14 protein-coding genes are annotated in these 19,465 nt (G+C 48.3%); 1 reads left to right on the forward strand and 13 read right to left on the reverse strand.

Annotation, left to right across the window (positions count from 1 at the left end):
• Window positions 1–48 precede the first annotated feature (48 nt).
• From MHM94_RS13140 to pmbA, 3 genes are all read right to left on the reverse strand, one after another.
• A complete protein-coding gene (locus MHM94_RS13140) occupies window positions 49–612 on the reverse strand; it encodes a BON domain-containing protein (protein ID WP_045979157.1) in 564 nt (187 codons plus the stop codon).
• Between the two features lie 224 nt (window positions 613–836).
• Window positions 837–1,253: a VOC family protein gene (locus MHM94_RS13145; RefSeq protein WP_022945543.1), complete on the reverse strand. Its 417-nt coding sequence runs from the start codon at window positions 1,251–1,253 to the stop codon at window positions 837–839.
• Between the two features lie 135 nt (window positions 1,254–1,388).
• Window positions 1,389–2,738: a metalloprotease PmbA gene (gene pmbA / locus MHM94_RS13150; protein WP_053909988.1), complete on the reverse strand. Its 1,350-nt coding sequence runs from the start codon at window positions 2,736–2,738 to the stop codon at window positions 1,389–1,391.
• A 100-nt stretch (window positions 2,739–2,838) separates the two neighbouring features.
• Here pmbA and yjgA point away from each other — a divergent pair, with 100 nt between their 5' ends.
• Complete coding sequence (gene yjgA / locus MHM94_RS13155; protein WP_022945541.1) at window positions 2,839–3,351, forward strand: ribosome biogenesis factor YjgA; 513 nt, start codon at window positions 2,839–2,841, stop codon at window positions 3,349–3,351.
• A 69-nt stretch (window positions 3,352–3,420) separates the two neighbouring features.
• Here the strand turns inward: yjgA and tldD are convergent, their stop codons facing one another.
• The 10 genes from tldD to MHM94_RS13205 form a co-directional block, all read right to left on the reverse strand.
• Window positions 3,421–4,860, reverse strand: a complete 1,440-nt coding sequence (tldD, locus tag MHM94_RS13160) for a metalloprotease TldD (protein ID WP_138548652.1) — start codon at window positions 4,858–4,860, stop codon at window positions 3,421–3,423.
• Window positions 4,857–5,687: a carbon-nitrogen hydrolase family protein gene (locus MHM94_RS13165; protein WP_328283214.1), complete on the reverse strand. Its 831-nt coding sequence runs from the start codon at window positions 5,685–5,687 to the stop codon at window positions 4,857–4,859. Before MHM94_RS13165 ends, tldD begins: the two co-directional genes overlap by 4 nt.
• Window positions 5,684–9,523 (reverse strand): YhdP family protein, encoded by a 3,840-nt coding sequence (locus MHM94_RS13170; protein ID WP_235419494.1) that lies wholly within the window; start codon window positions 9,521–9,523, stop codon window positions 5,684–5,686. Before MHM94_RS13170 ends, MHM94_RS13165 begins: the two co-directional genes overlap by 4 nt.
• On the reverse strand, window positions 9,523–10,995 hold the full coding sequence (gene rng / locus MHM94_RS13175) for a ribonuclease G (RefSeq protein WP_022945537.1): 1,473 nt from the start codon (window positions 10,993–10,995) through the stop codon (window positions 9,523–9,525). Before rng ends, MHM94_RS13170 begins: the two co-directional genes overlap by 1 nt.
• Window positions 10,996–10,997: 2 nt before the next feature.
• Window positions 10,998–11,555: a Maf family protein gene (locus MHM94_RS13180; protein WP_235419493.1), complete on the reverse strand. Its 558-nt coding sequence runs from the start codon at window positions 11,553–11,555 to the stop codon at window positions 10,998–11,000.
• A gap of 2 nt (window positions 11,556–11,557) precedes the next feature.
• The gene (gene mreD, locus MHM94_RS13185; protein ID WP_022945535.1) at window positions 11,558–12,037 is read right to left on the reverse strand and encodes a rod shape-determining protein MreD; all 480 of its coding nucleotides are present in this window, start codon (window positions 12,035–12,037) and stop codon (window positions 11,558–11,560) included.
• Window positions 12,030–12,875, reverse strand: a complete 846-nt coding sequence (gene mreC, locus MHM94_RS13190; protein ID WP_022945534.1) for a rod shape-determining protein MreC — start codon at window positions 12,873–12,875, stop codon at window positions 12,030–12,032. Before mreC ends, mreD begins: the two co-directional genes overlap by 8 nt.
• Entirely contained in the window at window positions 12,875–13,918 is a 1,044-nt protein-coding gene (locus tag MHM94_RS13195) for a rod shape-determining protein (protein WP_022945533.1), read from the reverse strand. The genes mreC and MHM94_RS13195 overlap by 1 nt, the downstream gene beginning before the upstream one ends.
• Window positions 13,919–14,066: 148 nt before the next feature.
• Window positions 14,067–15,284, reverse strand: coding sequence for a PEGA domain-containing protein (locus MHM94_RS13200; protein WP_235419492.1), 1,218 nt, complete (start codon window positions 15,282–15,284; stop codon window positions 14,067–14,069).
• A 109-nt stretch (window positions 15,285–15,393) separates the two neighbouring features.
• Window positions 15,394–19,449 carry a DUF6701 domain-containing protein gene (locus MHM94_RS13205; RefSeq protein WP_239348338.1) on the reverse strand — a complete coding sequence of 1,352 codons (4,056 nt, stop codon included), beginning with the start codon at window positions 19,447–19,449 and terminating at the stop codon, window positions 15,394–15,396.
• Window positions 19,450–19,465: the final 16 nt, after the last annotated feature.

Raw genomic sequence — 19,465 nt, forward strand, 5'->3', positions numbered from 1 at the left:
AAGGAAAGCCCAGCAACGCTGGGCCTTCTACCGAGAACTTACAACTAATTATTCAGCCATTACTCGCAGTTCATCGTTTACTTCACGAACATCTTCTGTGTTTTCAGCGATTTTAATCGCAAGGTCACGCTCGGCTTCGCTATCAACATTGCCTTTAAGCGTAACGACACCTTGGTCGGTATCAACATCAATGTCAGTGCCAGCGACTTCTGAATCAAACAGTAGACGGGTAGTGATTACCGTCGAGATCTTAGCGTCGGTTAAATCGCTGCCAGTATCTCCTGCATCATCATTGTGGCTCATACCTTCTTCGTTGTTCATAACCGTTAGCTGGTTTTCTACATCGTTTACACCATCTAGGCTAACTACCAGCTCTTCGGCCAACTCTTTATCGACCTCGCTGTCTACTTTACCTGTGAGCATAACCTTGCCATTTTTCACATCAGTGTTGATATCAAAGTTGTTCAGGTTGCCATTCAGTAGCAGCACAGTTTCAGCTTTACCATCAATCCATGCATCTTTACTCTCGTTCTGCCAATCATTTGCTTGGGCAGTGAAGGCAGTAGAACCAAGTACAGCTGCAGCTACGATTGTCTTAGTGAACGTTTTCATAATGTCGTCTCCTTACTATTGCTTGTGACGCTTTAAGTGTTGCGAATCCCTTGCCAACTTTATTTTATCAATAAAATCAATGATATAAGACACTTGTTCAGTAATCATTTAGGCACAACCTTACCTAAGTTACACACCTCAGTGAAAAAATTTCCGAAAAGAGAACAATCAAGAGATTTACGTTTATTTAGTGTTTATTTTGCAACTTTTAGCAGCATTTAAGTCTATAGGTCGTTATTTCTCTGTGCTGGAATATCCGATCCGTATTCAACAAACTCCACTTCAAAACCAGCTGGGTCTTTAAAGTACACGTTGCGACGATAAGGATTTTCAGGGCCCACTTTATCAACTTCGAAGCCCGCGTCTTGGAGTCGTTGAATGACGCCATCAAGATCTTCTGTGACATAAGCAAAGTGTGCTAAACCAACTTGATGGCCGCTGAGATCACGGTTGTCACCAATGCCATTGTCACTAAAAGCAAGGTAGTGGTAATCATCGCCAAAATGCACCCAAGTACGCGGCTTCCCCGACCATAACCCCTCGCCTTGACTGCGCACCCGCCAATGTGGAAAAGCGGCACGATAAAAGTTGAGGGCTTGGTTGATGTCATTCACGACTAGGTTTACATGCTCTAAATACATAACGTTCTCCCGAAGATGATTTATTATTTCAGGGACTAAGGTATTTCCTCAACTTAAGTTGAGGTAAAGCACTTTTTTTAGAATTTATTTAAAAAAGCCTAGAGAGGGGCTCTAGGCTTTAGAGTGTTACTTGAGCTACTGCCCCGCAACTTGCATTTGTTCAATTAACACCGAACCGGTTAACACCCCGCCGCGAGGGTCGACATCACCGCCAATGCCAGCAACGCCTTTAAACATCGAGCTAAGGTTGCCAGCAATGGTAATCTCACTGACTGGGTATTGGATCTCACCATTTTCAACCCAAAATCCGGCCGCCCCGCGCGAGTAATCGCCGGTGACAGTATTGACGCCTTGCCCCATCAACTCGGTCACTAGCAGCCCTTTACCCATTTGTTTAAGCAAAGCGTGCAAATCATCATGGGTTTGCTGTACCAACCAGTTATGAATACCGCCGGCGTGGCCTGTGGCGGTCATACCCATTTTGCGCGCCGCATAACTGGCTAATAGATAGGTCTGCAGTTCGCCACCGTGAATAATCTCACGATCTTGCGTTTTAACGCCCTCCGCATCAAAGGGTGAAGAAGCAAAACCTTTGGCTAGATGCGGACGCTCACTGATATTAACAATATCACTGAAAACTTGGGTATTAAGACTATCGAGCAAAAAGCTCGACTTACGATAAAGCGCACCGCCGCCAATGGCCGACACTAAATGCCCAAACAGAGAATTAGCCACATCGGCACGAAAGATCACCGGCACCTTCATGGTTCCTAGTTTTTGGCTATTAAGCCGTGCAAGCGTTTCTTGCGCCGCTTCCAGGCCGACGTCTTTCGCCGCTTTTAAGCCTGCTTGCTCACGCGATACGGTATAGGCGGCATCGCGCTGCATCTGCTCACCTTGTTGGCCAATAACCATAGTGCTGATGCTATGGCGAGTGCGCGGGTAGCCTGCCAACATACCGTGACTGTTACCGTACACACGCAGCCCTTGGTGGCTACTAAAGCTGGCACCATCAGAGTTGACGATGCGTTCATCAAGGTTCAACGCCGCCTGCTCCGCCTCTTGGCAAATTTCAATGCCCTGCTCTGGGGTCACCTGCCACGGGTGGTACAAGTCTAAATCCGGCGGGCTTTGCTCTAATAACTCAGCATCAGCAAGGCCATTACATGGGTCTTCTGAAGTGTACTTGGCGATTTCAATGGCTTTTTCCACCACCGAACGCAGCGCACTGGGGCTTAAATCTGTGGTTGATGCTGAGCCTTTTTTATTACCTACATAAATGCTCACACCCAAACCACCGTCTTGGTTAAACTCGATGGTTTCTACCTCACCGAGACGAGTGCCTACAGAGAGTCCAGAAGTACGTGACATAGCGGCTTCCGCAGCCGTTGCACCGAGCTTCTTAGCTTGGGCAAGCACCTCGCTTACGGCCTCTTTGACTTCATCGATTTGGCTATAAATCGCTGCCGATTCATTTTCTTGCATAATGGCTTTCACAGTTGGTGAATATTGATCTAAGCGTACCACAAAGCATCTGCGCATTTTAGTGATATAATGGCTGCAAAGAGCATTAATCGAGCATGTTATGGCTAAGAGCAAACAACCTGAAGAAGAGATTATTTACGTTTCCAAAAGCGAGCTAAAACGCGATGCCATGGAGTTTCATGAGCTGGGTGTAGAAATCGCCAACCTCTCAAAAAAAGCACGTGAAAAACTACCATTGAGTAACGAGCTTGTGGAGGCGATGAACTTAGCCGACCGCCTGAAAGAGAAAAAAGACGCCTATCGTCGCCATCTCAATTACATCGCCAAAACCTTGCGCGGCACCGATAATGTCGAAGACATTCATCAAGCTATGGCCATTATCACCAATAAGAACAATCAAAAAGATGTGGTGATAAACCAAATAGAGCAAATTCGAGATGAGCTAATCGCTGAAGGTGATAGCCGCTTAAATCCTCTGCTTGAGCAATATCCGCAGCTTGACCGCCAGCGCATGCGACAAATTATTCGCCAAGCAGGCAAAGAGGTAAAGCAAGAGAAACCCGGAAAGTCTCACAAAGAGCTATTTCAAATCCTCAAAGAGTTAATGCTCTAGCAGAGTCTCGGTTACCAGCTTTAAGTTAGAAAAAACAGCGCTCTTGCGCTGTTTTTCTTTTGGGGATGTTTAAGCGGTACCACCGACGGTGAGTTGGTCGATTTTCAAAGAGGGCTGCCCCACTCCTACCGGGACACTCTGTCCATCCTTACCACAAATACCCACGCCTTTATCTAGCGCGAGATCATTGCCAACCATAGATATTTGCTTCATTACCTCTGGGCCATTACCAATCAGCGTGGCACCTTTGATAGGTGTGGTGATTTTGCCATTTTCAATTAAGTAGGCTTCTGAGGCAGAGAACACAAATTTGCCAGAGGTGATATCCACTTGGCCACCGCCAAAGTTTGGCGCGTAAATGCCTTTGTCTACTGAGCTGATGATCTCTTCTTGGCTATGCTCGCCACCGAGCATATAGGTATTAGTCATACGTGGCATAGGCAAGTGTGCATAAGATTCGCGACGGCCGTTTCCAGTAGGCGCTACTCCCATCAATTTAGCGTTGTGCTTATCTTGCATATAGCCCTTTAGGACACCCTGCTCAATAAGTACGTTATAACCACCCGGTGTGCCTTCATCATCTATATTTAATGACCCACGACGGTTCGCCATGGTGCCATCATCAACCACAGTACACAGCTCTGACGCCACCTGCTGACCAATTTTGCCACTAAACGCTGAAGCGCCTTTGCGATTAAAGTCGCCCTCAAGGCCATGACCTACGGCCTCATGCAGCAACACCCCAGGCCAACCCGCACCCAGCACCACAGGCATGGTTCCTGCTGGAGCGTCAATAGCTTCTAAGTTGACCTTAGCCATACGTACAGCGTCCTCAGCGTAGTGCATCCAACGCGGTTTTCCGTCGACTAATTCTTTGAAATAGTTAAAATCGAGTCTGGCTCCGCCACCGGCACCCCCACGCTCACGACGATCACCCTTTTTCAGCAGCACTGAGCAGTTCAATCGCACTAGCGGGCGAATATCGGTTGCAAAGGTACCATCACTCGCCGCCACGAGCACTTCTTCATAGACGGCGGACATCGAGCTTACTACCTGCTCAGCTTCAGGCGCCAATTGACGGATATACTCTTCAACTTCACGCAGAAGCGCCACCTTATCGTCATCGCTCATGCTCTGAATCGGTTGCAGCGGCGCAAATTGACGTTTCACATCTTGCTCACTGAATATTTTAACCTGACCATGTTGATCAGCATCAGCGATACTGCGTGCAGCCATCGCAGCATTATTAATCGCTTCGAGATTAATAGCATCAGAATAGGAAAAACCGGTTTTCTCGCCACTGATCGCGCGCACACCGACGCCGCGCTCGATGTTATAGCTCCCTTCTTTGACTAAACCGTCCTCTAACACCCACGACTCGTTGTAGCTCGATTGGAAGTATAAGTCCGCATAGTCCACCTTATGCTGATGGATGTATTGCAAGGCGTTGGCAAGATCATCGCGATCCAATCGGCTTTGCGTTAAAAGGTTGTGCTCAACTTGACTCATAAACTTACTTTTCTCGCTTGGCGGTGAGCATGCATGGGCATGGACTCACGGCGTTGATTTAATTCTTCGCTGTTTACTGGCTGGGCTATCCAGCCCTCGCCATGGCTCAGCTCAGCTTGCACTTCACCCCATGGCGAAACAATTAGGCTATGGCCATAGGTCTCACGGCCATTGTTGTGAGCGCAGTCACTATTATTACGACCGTACAGCCCGGCAGCGACCACATAACATTGACTTTCTATCGCTCGTGCACGCAACAAGGTGTGCCAGTGCGCTCGACCAGTGGGTACTGTAAAAGCACTAGGAACAAGCAGTATATCAGCCCCCAGTTGCACTTGCTGACGATAGAGTTCGCTAAAGCGCATATCATAGCACACACTTAACCCTAGCCGCCCAAAGGGCGAGTCGAGTACCACCACCTGCTCACCGGCTTCGGTATGTTTGGACTCGTGATAAGTGCCTGTGCCATCCGCTACGGTCACATCAAACAGGTGAATTTTATTGTATTGCGCTCGCTCTTGGCCTTGGTCATCAAAGACCAAGGATGCCGCGAGGTAACGCCCTTCTGAGGTGGCGACCGGCAGAGTCCCTGCCGCAAGCCATATACCGTAACGCGTGCACAGCGCAGCTAAACGCTGGCGCCAATATAAGTGCTTTTCGGCCACAGCCAATACCTGCTCACTGCTTTTTGCAAAGCATAGCCAGCTCTCTGGTAAGCACACGAGGCAGGGTCGTTGCGGCTGTAATTGAGCTAAAAATTGCTCCAGCCGCTGAAAGTTATATTCACTGTCTTGCTGGGCACAAAACTGTAACGCATACAGCATCATAGTAATGGTTTCTCCAGTGGCTGCTCAGGTTGCGACGCGGGCGGCTGGTTTTGCGCGGCTTGCGGCAAGGTGACTTCTCGACTGCTACGGTCGAGTTCAACCACCTCAGGGTTATCCATTGCCCCACTGACCTTGAACTTGATCTCCGAGATCACCCGTGCTGAGTGGATGACCTTATCCAAGGCCAGTGCCGCTAACCCTGTTACTGGGTTGACCATCCAGGCGACAATCACCGGCAAGCTTGAAGTCACTTGCGGTGCTACGGCTAAATCATAGTTAATGGTTTGCGTATTTAAATCCGCATAACCTTTAATGCTCAGATCCGCAGGCACGCCATCCATTTTCGTATCTTTAGTGTAAGCAATCCCTTGGGCCAACTGCATACTGCCTTGCATACTGTTGTAGAAAAAGCCTTTCGCAAACACATCGCGAAAATCCAACTTGAGCTTGCGCACCAGAGAGTCCAGGCTCAGTAACGAGAAGACCCGCGCTCCGCCATCGCTAATTTCACTTAAGTGCCCTTCACCGAGTTGCCAACTAATTTCACCGCCCAAGCTGGCGATATCAATATCGTAAGGGGCTGCCTGCCAATGCAGCGCAAAATCCATATTTGCTTCAGAGTCTTGAACCGTTGAAGTGATATCAAACTCATCAAACAGCGAACCAATATCATCACTATTAAATTGGCCTTTGACATGAGTTTGCCCATCGCGCCAATAGCCATCGGCACGCAGCACATGTTCGCGTTTATCGACCACCAACTCACTAATAGTCAGTTGCTCGCCAGCACCCGCAAAATGAAGCTCGACCTGATCAAGTTGATAATGGTTAATGCGACAATCACTGCAGGTAAACGCTACACTCGGTAGCTGCGTTAACCAATTTAAATCCGTTTCGCTGCTGTGTGTAACGTCATCACCGCCACTATCATTAGTGGGGATGTTCACGCGTAGATAGTCAGCATGGGCGCGAATATCGCGGCGCTCTGCTTGGCTACCGGTGGGAATGTCTACTCGGGCCCGCAGCTCTTTGGCTAGCAATTTTAAATCCATTGCTGCGGGTTGATTAATTAACGTAAATTCCAGCTCATTAAAGGGCACCACATCAACATAAGCTGTGCGTACTTGCCCCACCACCTTGGTTAACGGTGGCATTACCGAAGGCTCGCCACTGCTGCGTGCAGCCACATCAATAATGTTATTAAGCACAGGCTGCCAAGCGAGGATATCGGCTTCAGGGAGATTAACGCTCACCTCAAACCCTTGCTTGTTAAGACCTAAATTTTGCTTGCCGACAATAAGGTGAGCATTACTCATTTGCTGCTCGCCGTTGTTGAGAATGCCGTTAAAGTATAATTGCTCGTCCAACTCGACCATGATCAGGTTAGAAATGTCATCCCCCTGAATTAAGGCATTAAGCGGCCACGCATCGTCTGCGGCTTTGTTATACGGCGTCGGCAGAGTGCTGGTTACCCCGAGCATATCACTTTGCACATGCGCCTCGTAACTAAACCCTTGGTTATCAAAGTTTAGAGCCAACTGCGCATTGAGCGCAGTGGTACCACTCAACTGCGCATCTAACAAGCCATTCAGCCGCTTTTGTAACTGCGCCACATCAGCTTGCAAATCAATGTTAAGGTCAGCGTGATAGTTTTCGCCTTGGTTTTCACCCAGCAAGCTCACAGTGAGCGGCATCCCTTGCCAATAGGCCTGGGCTTCATTTATCTCAATACGATCGTTTACAAACGACAACCTGCCCCGCAGTTCACTTAAGTCGATGCCGGGCTGCGCTAGGTGAACGGCATTGCCAGCGAATAACACCTCGCCTGAAGCACGCACTCCACTGTCTTTGAGGTCGATAAGCAGCTGCAGCTCGCCATCTAGGCGGTCTTGTGCCTGTATCACATCAAAGACGGTGGCAAGCGGCTCAGCTAATGGTGTTTGCGCAAAAAAAGGCTGTAGCTTAGGCGCTTCAATATTGGCTGTAATATCAATGGCTAAAGTGTCAGCATTGAGTAAGTCCTGCAAATACACATGGACACTGTCACCCAGCGCTAAATTGAGTAACTCGCCACTGCGGCTATAAATATCCATGCGCTGATTGTTAAACGCTAAGTCAACCGCGGCATTTTTTATCGTCGGCCAGTCAGGGGCAAAAGCGAACTCGGTGTCTTCTATTTGGGCATTGACCGCGAACCGCCCCTGCTGTTCGGTAAAGGGAAACTGATCGAGCGGTCCCTGTAACAACACCTGAGCAAAATGCATATCGCCACTTTTTATTGCCCCATTGAGGTAGTCAATCAGGTTTTTATGCATATAAGGTTCAGGGAAGTAACGCCCGGCATTGGCTGCACTGCCGCCGCTGATTTCTGCGTATAAGTTCATATCTGGCTGCGAATCCAGAGTCAGCGCAAATTCGGCAACTAAGTCTAAATCATCATTGCTTAAAGTAACTTCATCACTTTCGATGGACCAATGCTCGCCATCATTAAAAAATGCAACTTCTGCGGCAAGTTGTTGATAAGCGAGCGGCTCGCTAAACGTCTTGCCGGTCAATAGGTGGTTGTCGCTACCAGCAATACTAAGTAAACCTTTACGGTTGTTAATATGCGCGCTGGCACTAAGGTCTTGCGCACCAGGAATACCATGAAATCCCGACCACCCTAAGTGTTCGGCTTCAAACCATACTCGCCACTGCTTATCGCCTTGCCAGTGAAAATAGCCCTCGTTGATAAACCCTTGCGGTTGCACCGTCAGCAGCTCTTGTAATAACTGCGATTTTCCTAACCGTGCAAAGGTGGAGAACATGGAAATATCTAAGTCTTGCACCCACACTTGTTGCTGTTCGCTGATGAGTGCATCAAAAATAATCGGTGCCCACTGGTATTGTTCATCGCTAAACTGCAGCCCAGATGTACGCACTCGCCAGCCCTTTGCTTGAGGATGAATACGCACCATCCCCTGCTGTAGCTCGAGGTATTGAGGTTGTTGCTGGTATTGCCAATTGAGTTGGCTCGGTTGCATCGCCAATTGCACATCGGTTAAGCGACCTTCAGCAAAGTGCAGCCAAGATTCAAAATTGAGGTTGGATTGTAATTGGCTTAATTCCGGGCGAACAAACTCTTGTAACCAACCAGAGATGTTCAAACTCTGTGCTTGCAGATATAAATCGCCATAAATATTATTTAAGCGCGCGCCGGAGAGTTTAAGGCGAGCTTCAAGAGTGTTTTGCTCGATGCCCGGGAGGCTCACCTGACCTTCGGCAAAATGATCTTTAGCACGGTTTTGCCACACCAAGTTTTCTAAAAAAATACGGTGATGGCGGTTATCGAGGCTAATGATGTTCAGTTCGCTATCTTCGATAGCAAAATGCCCTTGCTCACCCAAAAACAGGCTTTCGATTAAGGCTTGCTGCTGCGAGCTGCTGGTTTTTGACTCACTGCTAAGTAGGGCGCGAGCGTCGATTTCAGCGTCAAACCCTTGCAGCACAAAGTAATTGGAGTGCAGCTGCCTATCCAGTAATGATTGCCATAAATTAATATGCAACCGGGTTTGTTCAATGCTGACGCTAATAGGGGCCTTGGCATTGTCGGCAAACCCTACTTGGTTTATGACAAGCGCTGGGCCATTGCCCTGCCAGCTCGCACTTAATGAGCCAATGGAGATATCGGCATTTAACTGCTCACCAAGGAACTGCTCGACCTCAGCACGATAATCATTGGCATAAGGTAAGCTATATTTGACCAGCGACACCAGCACAGCAAGCAACACTAGGGTAACTGCGCTGATTTGCCAAATTTTCCGCAAACAAAAAAAGCAAACCGACTTGGCGTTCACTACATCATCACCACATCGAACTGCTCTTGGCTATATAGGTTTTCTGTTTGAATCATGACCTGTTTACCAATAAAGAGCTCTAGCTCTGCAAGGTTATGATATTCATCATTAATTAGCGCTTCGCTAACCGCTGCAGAAGCATACACCATAAATTTATCTGCATCATAAGCTCGATTAACTCGAACAATTTCTCGCAGAATCTCGTAACACACGGTCTCGACCGTTTTCAACGAGCCACGACCTGCACAAGACGGGCACACCCCACAGAGAATATGCTCTAAACTCTCCCGGGTACGCTTGCGCGTCATTTCCACAAGCCCGAGTGCAGAAAGGCTGTTAATATTCGCTTTCGCTCTGTCTTTGGACAACGCTTGTTCCAAAGAGTGCAATACTCGGCGTTTATGTTCTTCAGACACCATATCGATAAAGTCGATAATGATAATACCGCCTAAATTACGCAGTCTTAGTTGCCGGGCGATGGCACTGGTGGCTTCAATATTGGTATTAAAAATTGTCTCTTCTAGATTACGGTGGCCAACAAAGGCGCCGGTATTAACATCCACCGTGGTCATGGCCTCGGTTTGATCGATGATCAAATAGCCGCCGGATTTGAGCTCGACTTTACGATGCAGTGCTTTTTGTATTTCGTTCTCGACATCGAATAAATCAAAAATAGGGCGCTCGCCCGGGTAATACTCTAATACCTTCGCAAGGTGTGGTACGAACTCTTCTGTAAAGGTTGTCAGCTCTTGATAGGTAAGCTTTGAATCCACGCGAATGCGTTCCATGTCTTCGCCTACATAGTCACGCAAAGTACGAAAAGCAAGCTTTAAGTCCTCGTGGAGGATGTTTTCTTTGCGGGTTTTCTTCCGCCTGTCGACTATTTTCAACCACAGCTTTTTAAGAAATTCTGCATCATGTTTAAGCTCATGCTCGCTGGCTCCTTCCGCTGCGGTGCGAACTATAAAGCCGCCGTTTTCGTCGTTGTACTGGGCAACAATATCCTTCAAGCGCTGACGCTCTTCGTCGCCTTCTATACGCTGACTAACCCCTACATGAGTGGCATCTGGCATAAACACCAAATAACGTGATGGAATCGTAATATCCGTGGTTAAGCGCGCTCCTTTGGTGCCGATGGGATCTTTGACCACCTGCACCATAATGTGCTGACCTTGGCGCACCAATTCACGTATATCCTGCACTTTTTTGATATGCTGGTCGTCCACCCCTTCTTCAAAAGACGCACTATTGACGATGTCTGAGGCATGTAGAAACGCTGCCTTCTCTAGGCCAATATCAACAAAAGCGGCCTGCATACCCGGTAATACCCGGCTTACTTTGCCTAAATAAATATTGCCGACGATGCCTAGGTTGCCTATGCGCTCAACCTGCACCTCTTGCAATACGCCGTTTTCAATCAGTGCTACACGGCTTTCACTGGGCGTTACATTAATAAGTAATTCTGAGCTCATGGCTAAAATTCAGCTATTAGTTTCTGTGTTTCATACAAAGGTAACCCCATCACGGCGAAATAGCTACCGCTGAGGTGGGTGACAAAGGCACCAGCGCGTCCTTGAATTCCGTAGCCGCCGGCTTTATCGAGTGGCTCACCGGTGAGCCAATACGCCTCGATTTCTGACGCGGTCAAGGTTTTAAACTGTACGTCAGTGGTGACGACTAAGGAGCTAGTTTTAGTCTCATTTGCCAAAGCGACTGCTGTCATCACTTGATGCGTGCGGCCACTGAGTTTGTTCATAGTAGCGACAAAATCGTCATAGTCTTTAGGTTTACCTAAGGCTTGGTGGTCGTATACCACCACCGTATCGCTACCCAAAACAGGGCGATCGGTATAGCCCATAGCCACGGCTGATTCAGCCTTTAAGCGTGCGAGACGTTCTACCAACTCTCTTGGTGTTTCATGTGCGAGTGGAGTTTCATCGGCATCAACAGCAAATTGCTCAAATTCAATGCCCAATTGCTGCAATAGCTCACGCCGACGCGGCGATTGCGAAGCAAGATATATAGCAGACATAACTAACGGATCCGAAAATGGCGGCGATATTTACGTAATAATAAAAATAGCCATGGCCAACAAATAGCACCGGTCGCTGCCGGCCATAAAAATTGCGGTGCAAAATAGACTTCAAGCAAAAAGTGGTGCAGCCAGAATTGCAATAAATGATGCAGAGCCAAAAACACCGCCACAAGCAACCCTTGTTGCCAAATAGAGAAATTACGCAGCTTTTGGTAATTACTCGCAGTAATGTAAATAGTAATGGCATAAGTCAACGAATGCACCCCCAGAGGTGAACCCGTTGCGAGGTCTATTACGAGCCCTGTTAACCATGCACTGCCAATATTAAGACGATGAGGGACCGCAAGGGACCAATACATGAGTACCAGTAACACCCAGTCAGGGCGAAAGGGTTCAAAAGAGATAGGCAATGGCATCAGCGCCAGCACCAATGCAAAAAAGATGGTAACGATAATGAGCCAAAATTGACGATTAATCATTATTTACCTCAGGCGTCGCCGCTGCACTGTTCAAGACCACTAACAAACGAATGCGATCAAGTTGCGCTACGGGCTCCGCATAAATCTGCGCGAACGGTCGTCCTTCATCACGGTTAATTTCCGTAACTACCGCTACCGGGTAACCCTCTGGAAAGCGCTCCCCTAAACCTGAACTTAACAGCACATCGCCAATACGAATATCTAAACTGTGGGGCACATGCGAGAGTTTAACTCGGGTAATTTTACCAATGCCTTCAACCACAGTTCGCACATCGTTGCGTAATACGCGCACGGGGGTGGCATGAGTTGTGTCTGTGATCAACAAGACACGACTGGTATTCGCGCCCACCTGCACCACTTGCCCCACCACGCCGAGCTCATCAATTACCGCCAGGCCTTCTTTTAGACCGTCGGAGGTGCCCTTATTGATAACCACTTGGTGGCTATAGGGGTTAGAGTGCACCGACAGCACTTGCGCAACTAGCTTGTTATTCTGTTGCCTCGGGTCCGAACCCAATAACGCTCGTAACTTGTCATTCTCACGAGCTAAGAATTCAAATTGCTGCAGCTGTTCACTTTGCAATAGTTGCTTAGTCTTCAGCGCTTGGTTCTCTCGCAGTAATTGCTCTCGAGAGGTGAGGTTTTTGGCACTGGTGGAAATCAGCTCATAAGGAAGGTTTGCTAGATAAAGTAAAGGGCTAACTAGCGTATTAAGCGAAGTACGAACAGCAGTGCCACCGCTGGTGTAGCGATCGCCAACAATCAAGATAACACTCAGAACAACTGCGATGGTCAACCGCAGTTGCATTGAGACAGTACGACCAAATAATAGCTTCATTAGTCGTAGCTAAATACATCACCGCCGTGCATGTCTATCATTTCTAAGGCTTTACCGCCGCCTCGAGCAACACAAGTTAATGGGTCATCAGCAACCACGACGGGGATACCCGTTTCTTCCATTAACAAGCGGTCTAAATCTTTTAATAGTGCTCCGCCACCGGTTAATACCATGCCGTGAGCAGAGATATCAGAGGCTAACTCGGGAGGAGATTGCTCTAGAGCAACCATGACTGCACTAACAATACCCATAAGCGGCTCTTGCAGCGCCTCTAAAATTTCATGTGAGTTTAGAGTGAACGAGCGCGGCACCCCTTCAGCTAGGTTACGACCACGGACCTCAATTTCTTTTGCATCATCGGTTTTAAATGCCGAGCCGATTTCATGTTTAATTTGCTCAGCCGTGGCTTCACCAATCAAGCTACCGAAGTTACGGCGTACATAGTTAATAATGGCTTCATCGAACTTATCACCACCAATACGTACAGAAGAAGAGTATACGACTCCGTTAAGTGAAATGATGGCCACTTCAGTGGTACCGCCACCAATATCAACAACCATTGAACCCGTTGCTTCAGACACGGGTAAGCCGGCACCAATTGCGGCCGCCATAGGCTCTTCAATAAGGTACACTTCGCGAGCTCCCGCACCCATTGCTGACTCACGAATAGCACGCTTCTCAACTTGAGTTGCACCACAAGGAACACAAATCAACACGCGCGGACTCGGGCGTAAGAAATTGTTGTTATGGACTTGCTTAATGAAGTGCTGCAGCATTTTTTCGGTAACATAGAAATCAGCAATTACGCCGTCCTTCATCGGCCGAATCGCTTTTATATTGCCTGGCGTACGGCCCAGCATTTGCTTTGCTTCTGTACCTACCGAGGCCACACTCTTTGGTCCACCAGCACGTTCTTGTCGAATAGCTACAACCGAAGGCTCGTTAAGCACGATACCTTCTTCTTTTACATAAATTAGGGTATTGGCAGTACCCAAATCGATCGAAAGATCGTTGGAGAAGAGACCACGGAGTTTCTTAAACATGGAACTGGTTGACCTTTGAAAAATTCTTATTATCTGAAAGCTTGAGACACTTTACCAATGCATCCCCCTCGCGGCAACATAAAGCTTGCGCTAGCACGAAAAAACAGCGCCAAGGGCAAAACTGTTTAACAAACGGCCACAATAACGCTTATTTACTGGCTAATTTTACGGCGCTTTTGCTGAGTTGAGCATATACCACTTGGGGCTTTTCGAGCACCACCTTTACTTGGTAACTTTTGTACCCCGGTTTGCGCACTTCCACTTGATACTCACCCAGTGGCAATGTGACATCCAATTTAGTTTGCCCGTATGGTTCACCATTGATAAATACGGTGTCATCAACAACGTTAGAGCGTACCGTTAACGTTACCGGATTAGCGTCTTTAGGGTATTCTTGGAAGTCTCCTAAAGCGGCTATGCGACCAACCTCGATTGCCGAGCCGGTATTATCGCTTTGCTCACTTAACTGCCCCTGACTCACCTTATTATTGATGTTGTGATTTTGTAATCGGTTCACTGTGATTGTGCGACTTTGGCAATAACCTGGGTCAACTTCGAGCAACGAACACAATTGCGAATAATCAATTTCGCCAGCCATGGCCACACTCAAATTGACATTAAAATTACCTTGGCCGCTAAAGGCGCTGTCAACTACATGGCTGGATACCACTTTGACCCGAGCGTTGGCCAAATCACGCTTGGCACTGACTAAACGGTACTCGGATAAATTGTTGTACACTTGATCTAAAAAGCGAGAGGTCGCTTTGCTAAGCCCTTGTTGCTGCCCACGGCGCTCGCATTGCCCTAAGGTTTCATCACGCTGGCAGTTGATAGTATGCACCACTTCCAAGGTTCCTTTGCGGGCAAATTCGGTGCGTAAACGTTCAACGCGAGCTTGGTCAAGCGATTGCTGCAATGCCAGTTTACTTTTTCGGTTTTGCGCCACAGCAGTATTCAGTGCGCTAATACTTTCACGCTGACCATTGATTGCCGCTTGTTGAGCGTGAATTTGCGCTTGCTTATCATGCAGAGTTTGAGTGGCCTGTTGATAGTCTTTTTGTAAGCTATTCAAAGGCGTGTTTGGGTCTTTCAGAAAAGCCTGATACCCCTCATCTAACGCCTGCTTGGCGAGCTGTTGTTGACGTTCAGCCTGCTTGACCTGCGCTTGCATACGCTGCAACTGAGTGTGCAATAAAGTAAGCTCATCTTGGTGTGCTTTTATTTGCAGCTGATCGCGCTCGAATTGCTGTTGATTCTGACTGAGCTGCGCGGCGATTTCCGCTACTTTTGAGGTATCTTGTGCGTTAGTCGCCATACTGAATACTGCAAGGACGCATAGTAGTAGTGATGACAGAGCTAGTCGCATGGTTTCCTTCCTAACAAATAAGCATCATCTTGTTTTGTTAAGGGTAGTATAAAAAACCATTTCTACTAGAAAATGAATAAAAACCAGCACATTACCTAAAAAAGGTCAGTTAGTTGAGCTGCTCGCGCCAATAAATAATACGGTCATTACCACGGAAAGTACCAAACTTGAGTGTCGCACTGGGGTTTTCATCAGCCGCGTTATTGCCGCTCCAATCCCAGAGCAACCAATCAGGCGCAGGGTAGCTCACCGGATAGGTACCAGGGTTTTCCTCTGAGTCGGCAAAAATCCCTTGGTCAACCACGTAATCCCCCGAGACCAACGCTCCACTACCCGTTGTACTTAGCTCACCACTGCTGTCGATTAAATCGTTATGCGTATACGCACTGCAATGATCTTTGCCATTCACCGCCCAACGCTGCCCTTGCCAGTACTGAGCTTGCATTGGCACCAACAGTGGTTCGAACTCACTGCCAAAGTTGTTTTCTAAGCGCAATCTACCGTAGCGCATATCCAGCAAACCGCTAAAGGCTTTAGCGGTACAGTTACTGCAGCTGGCCACCGAGTCTCCTACCATATCGGCGCTGCGCCATGGGCGATTGTCAATTTCGCTCGAGATTTCAGCCCCTAGCTGCAATCGATTAAAGGGGCCATCAGGCTGCGCATTTGCCAAGCGTGCAAACATGCCATTGCTGACATTTACACTGTAGACTCCTTGCTGCCATGTGCCTAAAGCAGCACTAAAGCGCGACGCCAAACTTGCCTGCTGTGGCTCTAAACTGCGAGCTACGTAATTAAACTCGGCGCGGCCTTGGTAATGTTCACCATAGTTTTGCAATACTCTGCCGGTGGCGCTTAAAGCGTGTGCTTGCCAACTCAGACTAATCTGCGGCTGATCCATGTAGGTAAAGTCAGTGCAGCTATCAAGTAGCTGTGAGGAGTTCATGGCAAAATGCTCGGGGTAAAAACGACCAATCACGGCACTGGCCACTTGCTCACCTAAGTACGAGGTCGCTAAATACTGATCATTCACCGGGGCTGCGTCTAAGCGAATACTTCCTGCTTCATCCCACACCACTTGTTGGCTTTGTTGTACACCTGAGGTATTCGTCAGTGCGAACGACCCTGAGCTTAATAGGTTGCCATCACCAAATCCAGGCTTTGGATAGACACGGTCGAATAAGGTCACTTGAGCGCGCTGCGAAGGTGACTCTAAACCAAAGTTGGGCGTCACATTCCCCTGCTTATTCACGCTTGCCACTTGCACTTGAAACGCCTCGCCTGCGGCCACAAACCCAGACCCTGAGCCTTGAGTTGCTGGATTTATGCGGCCATCACTGGCAGCTACCGCTATGATCTCCAGCTGGTAAGGTTGGCTCACAAAAGCGGCGCTACTACCCTGCAGGGTGAATTCTGGCTCGGTGGGGGTGGCCGCTACAGTCATTGCCCCATGTAATTGCAGCTGACCTACATCGCTGTAGTTGAACTCTAACGGCGCCGCCCCCTGGTTATTAAAGGTTAGCGCGACGCTCTGTTTATTCGCTTGTTGCCCTTGGTTATTGAGGCCAATGGCTGTGCCGTTGATTTGAGCTTGCTGGCCACTTTGGCATACCCCCGGGTTTTCACAAGAAAGCCCTAACTGCACCTGCTGTTCGCCTGCCACCCGTGCTTCACAAGCTCCGGTTACGGCATTGGCGGCAACTGCTTTTAATACCAGGTTATTAGATTCTCCTGCACGTAGGGTTGGCGGTGCAGACACGCCGTCACTGGCAAAAAATGCCAGTCCTGCATCGACGAAGTCGATGGTGCAATTCGATAATGTACCGCCAATAAAGCAGCGATCTTGGCTAAATGGTTTAGCTGGCGGTGTGGAGCTTGCCACACCAATTTGCGCACTGCCTCCTTGTGGTAGCTGTAACTTCGTCGTGCCAACGCCATTCGTCAATGTAAACGGGTTACCACCGACAAATGTCCCAGCGGTGCTACTCATTTGTACTTCAACATCTTGCTCAACTAACGCTGTACAGTCTTCATCGGCACAGGCCTGCACCTGTATGTCGGCACTATAACAGCGCACGGTTTGCTGCGGATGCGATAAGCGAAAATGATCGACGGTGACACCAACAGGCTCAGAGCGCAATGCACAAATTTCGATGTTATCGAGCTCATGGATATTAGTAGAGCCGCCCGTCGAGCCGGTAAAAGATAATAAAAAGTTTTCCGGTACCGGCGCCTGACCAAAACCGCTATCTAGCGCATTAAAGCTATCAATGAGCACTTCAAAACCGCTACCGGTATTACGCTCTACTTTTACAATGCTCTGATTAGCGATTCTCGAGTCGATAGTAATGCGATAACGATGGGGTTGCGAGGAGGTTGCCTCATCCACTCCCGGTGATAAACAATCGCCGTTGGTGTTTGTGGTGCCATTGTTACAGGTGCCGCGTAAATAGCGGTATCCCGATTGACCATCACCAGAGCCGCGCACCACAACTGATTGTCGCCGCCGACCGATGGAACCCTGTCCACCTTCGTTAGAAAAGTTACCGTATTCATCCAAGCCAATCCCTAGCCAGCCGCCAGCAAAACCAGGCACCCCAGGTTTATAACCATAGCCAAGAGGACCACCGAAAGAGCCAGGCTGCGGAGTGACAGAGGCATCAGAAAAAACCAACGCAGCCCCATCGGCACCACTGCCACCATAAGCAAAGTAATCAAATTCAACCTGAACTAAGTTATTCTCTGCCGGAAACAAGCGCTGAAAATTCACCGAAGTGGCCTGGTTGGTACGCGCTTCGGTAAGGCGTAGGCGACCATTCACCGGTTGTGGGGTAAAGTTACCGCGACTACGAAACGGGATCCATTGCTCACTGAGCGATGCGCCACTGAAGTCATCGCTGATACAACTTAAGCAGGTGTCTGGACGCACATTGCCATCTTTGGTCAGCCCTGCAAGCTGGTTGGTGTAGATAGTGGTTATTTGCTCAGTGGATAGCGCCCCTTCATAGACAAGCACTTCATCCAGCACACCATTGAGCTCATCGGCAAATGAGCCATTACTTCGCCACCATACTCCCAACGCCGTACGCAGCACATTGAGACTGCCCGAAGCAGCCTGACGGCAACCAAAGCTAACCCCGTTAATATATAAACAGATATCACGCCCCGAACGGGTCAAAGCAATGTGATTCCAGGTGCCGCTGGTAATTAAAGGCGTGGGATTAGAGAAGGCATAATATTGCCCTTTAAAGCCAACTCGTACCTCGCCCCCTGGGCGCACATATAACTCAATCTCAGTATTGGTTTGATTGTTACTGGCAGAGAGTAACTCATTAAAGCGCCCAGTATCATCAACTTGCGCCCACAAAGATAAAGAAAAGTCATTTCGGCCGTTGAGAAGGGCCGCTGGTAAGGCAATATAATCATTGCCACTGCGGTTTAAACCCGCACCATTATTAACCTGCCCCGGCTCAGCGCTAAGCAAATACCCATTCGCTGGGTAGTTGCCGGTTAAATCTTCCAATATGCCCGAGTCTAAGTCAGTACACAGATCAAGCGGGTAATTTGCTAAAAGCTGCGTACTTGGTGTAGAAATACACAACCCTGGGAGCTCTAAATTTTCGGCTGCTTCAGGGTCGTATATGACGTTGGTATTGCCCCCTACGGCAATAGCACCGTTCGCTGCCAGCCCCCCGACCACAACGTTATTAGCATTAATAGAGATGCTACCTGCTGCGAATATAAGCCCATTTATGGTAGCGAGGTTATTGATCATCACACTGCTACGGACGACTAGCGTAAGCTGTGAAGCATCGCCAAGAGGGTTAAGCTCTAAGCGGTTGTTCACATTAATAGAGTCATTTACATAAATGGTTACCTGTTCATTGGCAGCAATATTTAAACGATACCCTTGGCCACTATTGACATTAAGGCTACCAAAATAATAACTCCCACCTCTTAAAGTACTGCCGCTAGCAGGCCAAGGGTTACTTTGCCAAGGCACATTAGCTAAGTCTCCAGGATCAAGGCCATTACCCGAGGTTAATAAGTTGTCATTGATGGCACCTGTAAATATGTCCTCACAATTTGGGGCGCTATAAGCGATAGGTGCAAACAACAATGCGAAAATACACACGCAAGCGACTCGAAGCACATTTACTGTCATTGTGAGTTTTTGCTGA

Source organism: Pseudoalteromonas sp. CNAT2-18.1 (assembly GCF_022347865.1).
Lineage (GTDB): Bacteria > Pseudomonadota > Gammaproteobacteria > Enterobacterales > Alteromonadaceae > Pseudoalteromonas > Pseudoalteromonas ruthenica.

What these genes read in the sequence shown, in the direction of transcription:
- mreC (WP_022945534.1), bottom strand. Translation starts at nt 12,875, where the DNA reads ATGAAGCTATTATTTGGTCGTACTGTCTCAATGCAACTGCGGTTGACC.
- MHM94_RS13165 (WP_328283214.1), bottom strand. Translation starts at nt 5,687, where the DNA reads ATGATGCTGTATGCGTTACAGTTTTGTGCCCAGCAAGACAGTGAATAT.
- MHM94_RS13145 (WP_022945543.1), bottom strand. Translation starts at nt 1,253, where the DNA reads ATGTATTTAGAGCATGTAAACCTAGTCGTGAATGACATCAACCAAGCC.
- MHM94_RS13200 (WP_235419492.1), bottom strand. Translation starts at nt 15,284, where the DNA reads ATGCGACTAGCTCTGTCATCACTACTACTATGCGTCCTTGCAGTATTC.
- tldD (WP_138548652.1), bottom strand. Translation starts at nt 4,860, where the DNA reads ATGAGTCAAGTTGAGCACAACCTTTTAACGCAAAGCCGATTGGATCGC.
- pmbA (WP_053909988.1), bottom strand. Translation starts at nt 2,738, where the DNA reads ATGCAAGAAAATGAATCGGCAGCGATTTATAGCCAAATCGATGAAGTC.
- MHM94_RS13195 (WP_022945533.1), bottom strand. Translation starts at nt 13,918, where the DNA reads ATGTTTAAGAAACTCCGTGGTCTCTTCTCCAACGATCTTTCGATCGAT.
- rng (WP_022945537.1), bottom strand. Translation starts at nt 10,995, where the DNA reads ATGAGCTCAGAATTACTTATTAATGTAACGCCCAGTGAAAGCCGTGTA.
- mreD (WP_022945535.1), bottom strand. Translation starts at nt 12,037, where the DNA reads ATGATTAATCGTCAATTTTGGCTCATTATCGTTACCATCTTTTTTGCA.
- MHM94_RS13180 (WP_235419493.1), bottom strand. Translation starts at nt 11,555, where the DNA reads ATGTCTGCTATATATCTTGCTTCGCAATCGCCGCGTCGGCGTGAGCTA.
- MHM94_RS13140 (WP_045979157.1), bottom strand. Translation starts at nt 612, where the DNA reads ATGAAAACGTTCACTAAGACAATCGTAGCTGCAGCTGTACTTGGTTCT.
- yjgA (WP_022945541.1), top strand. Translation starts at nt 2,839, where the DNA reads ATGGCTAAGAGCAAACAACCTGAAGAAGAGATTATTTACGTTTCCAAA.
- MHM94_RS13205 (WP_239348338.1), bottom strand. Translation starts at nt 19,449, where the DNA reads ATGACAGTAAATGTGCTTCGAGTCGCTTGCGTGTGTATTTTCGCATTG.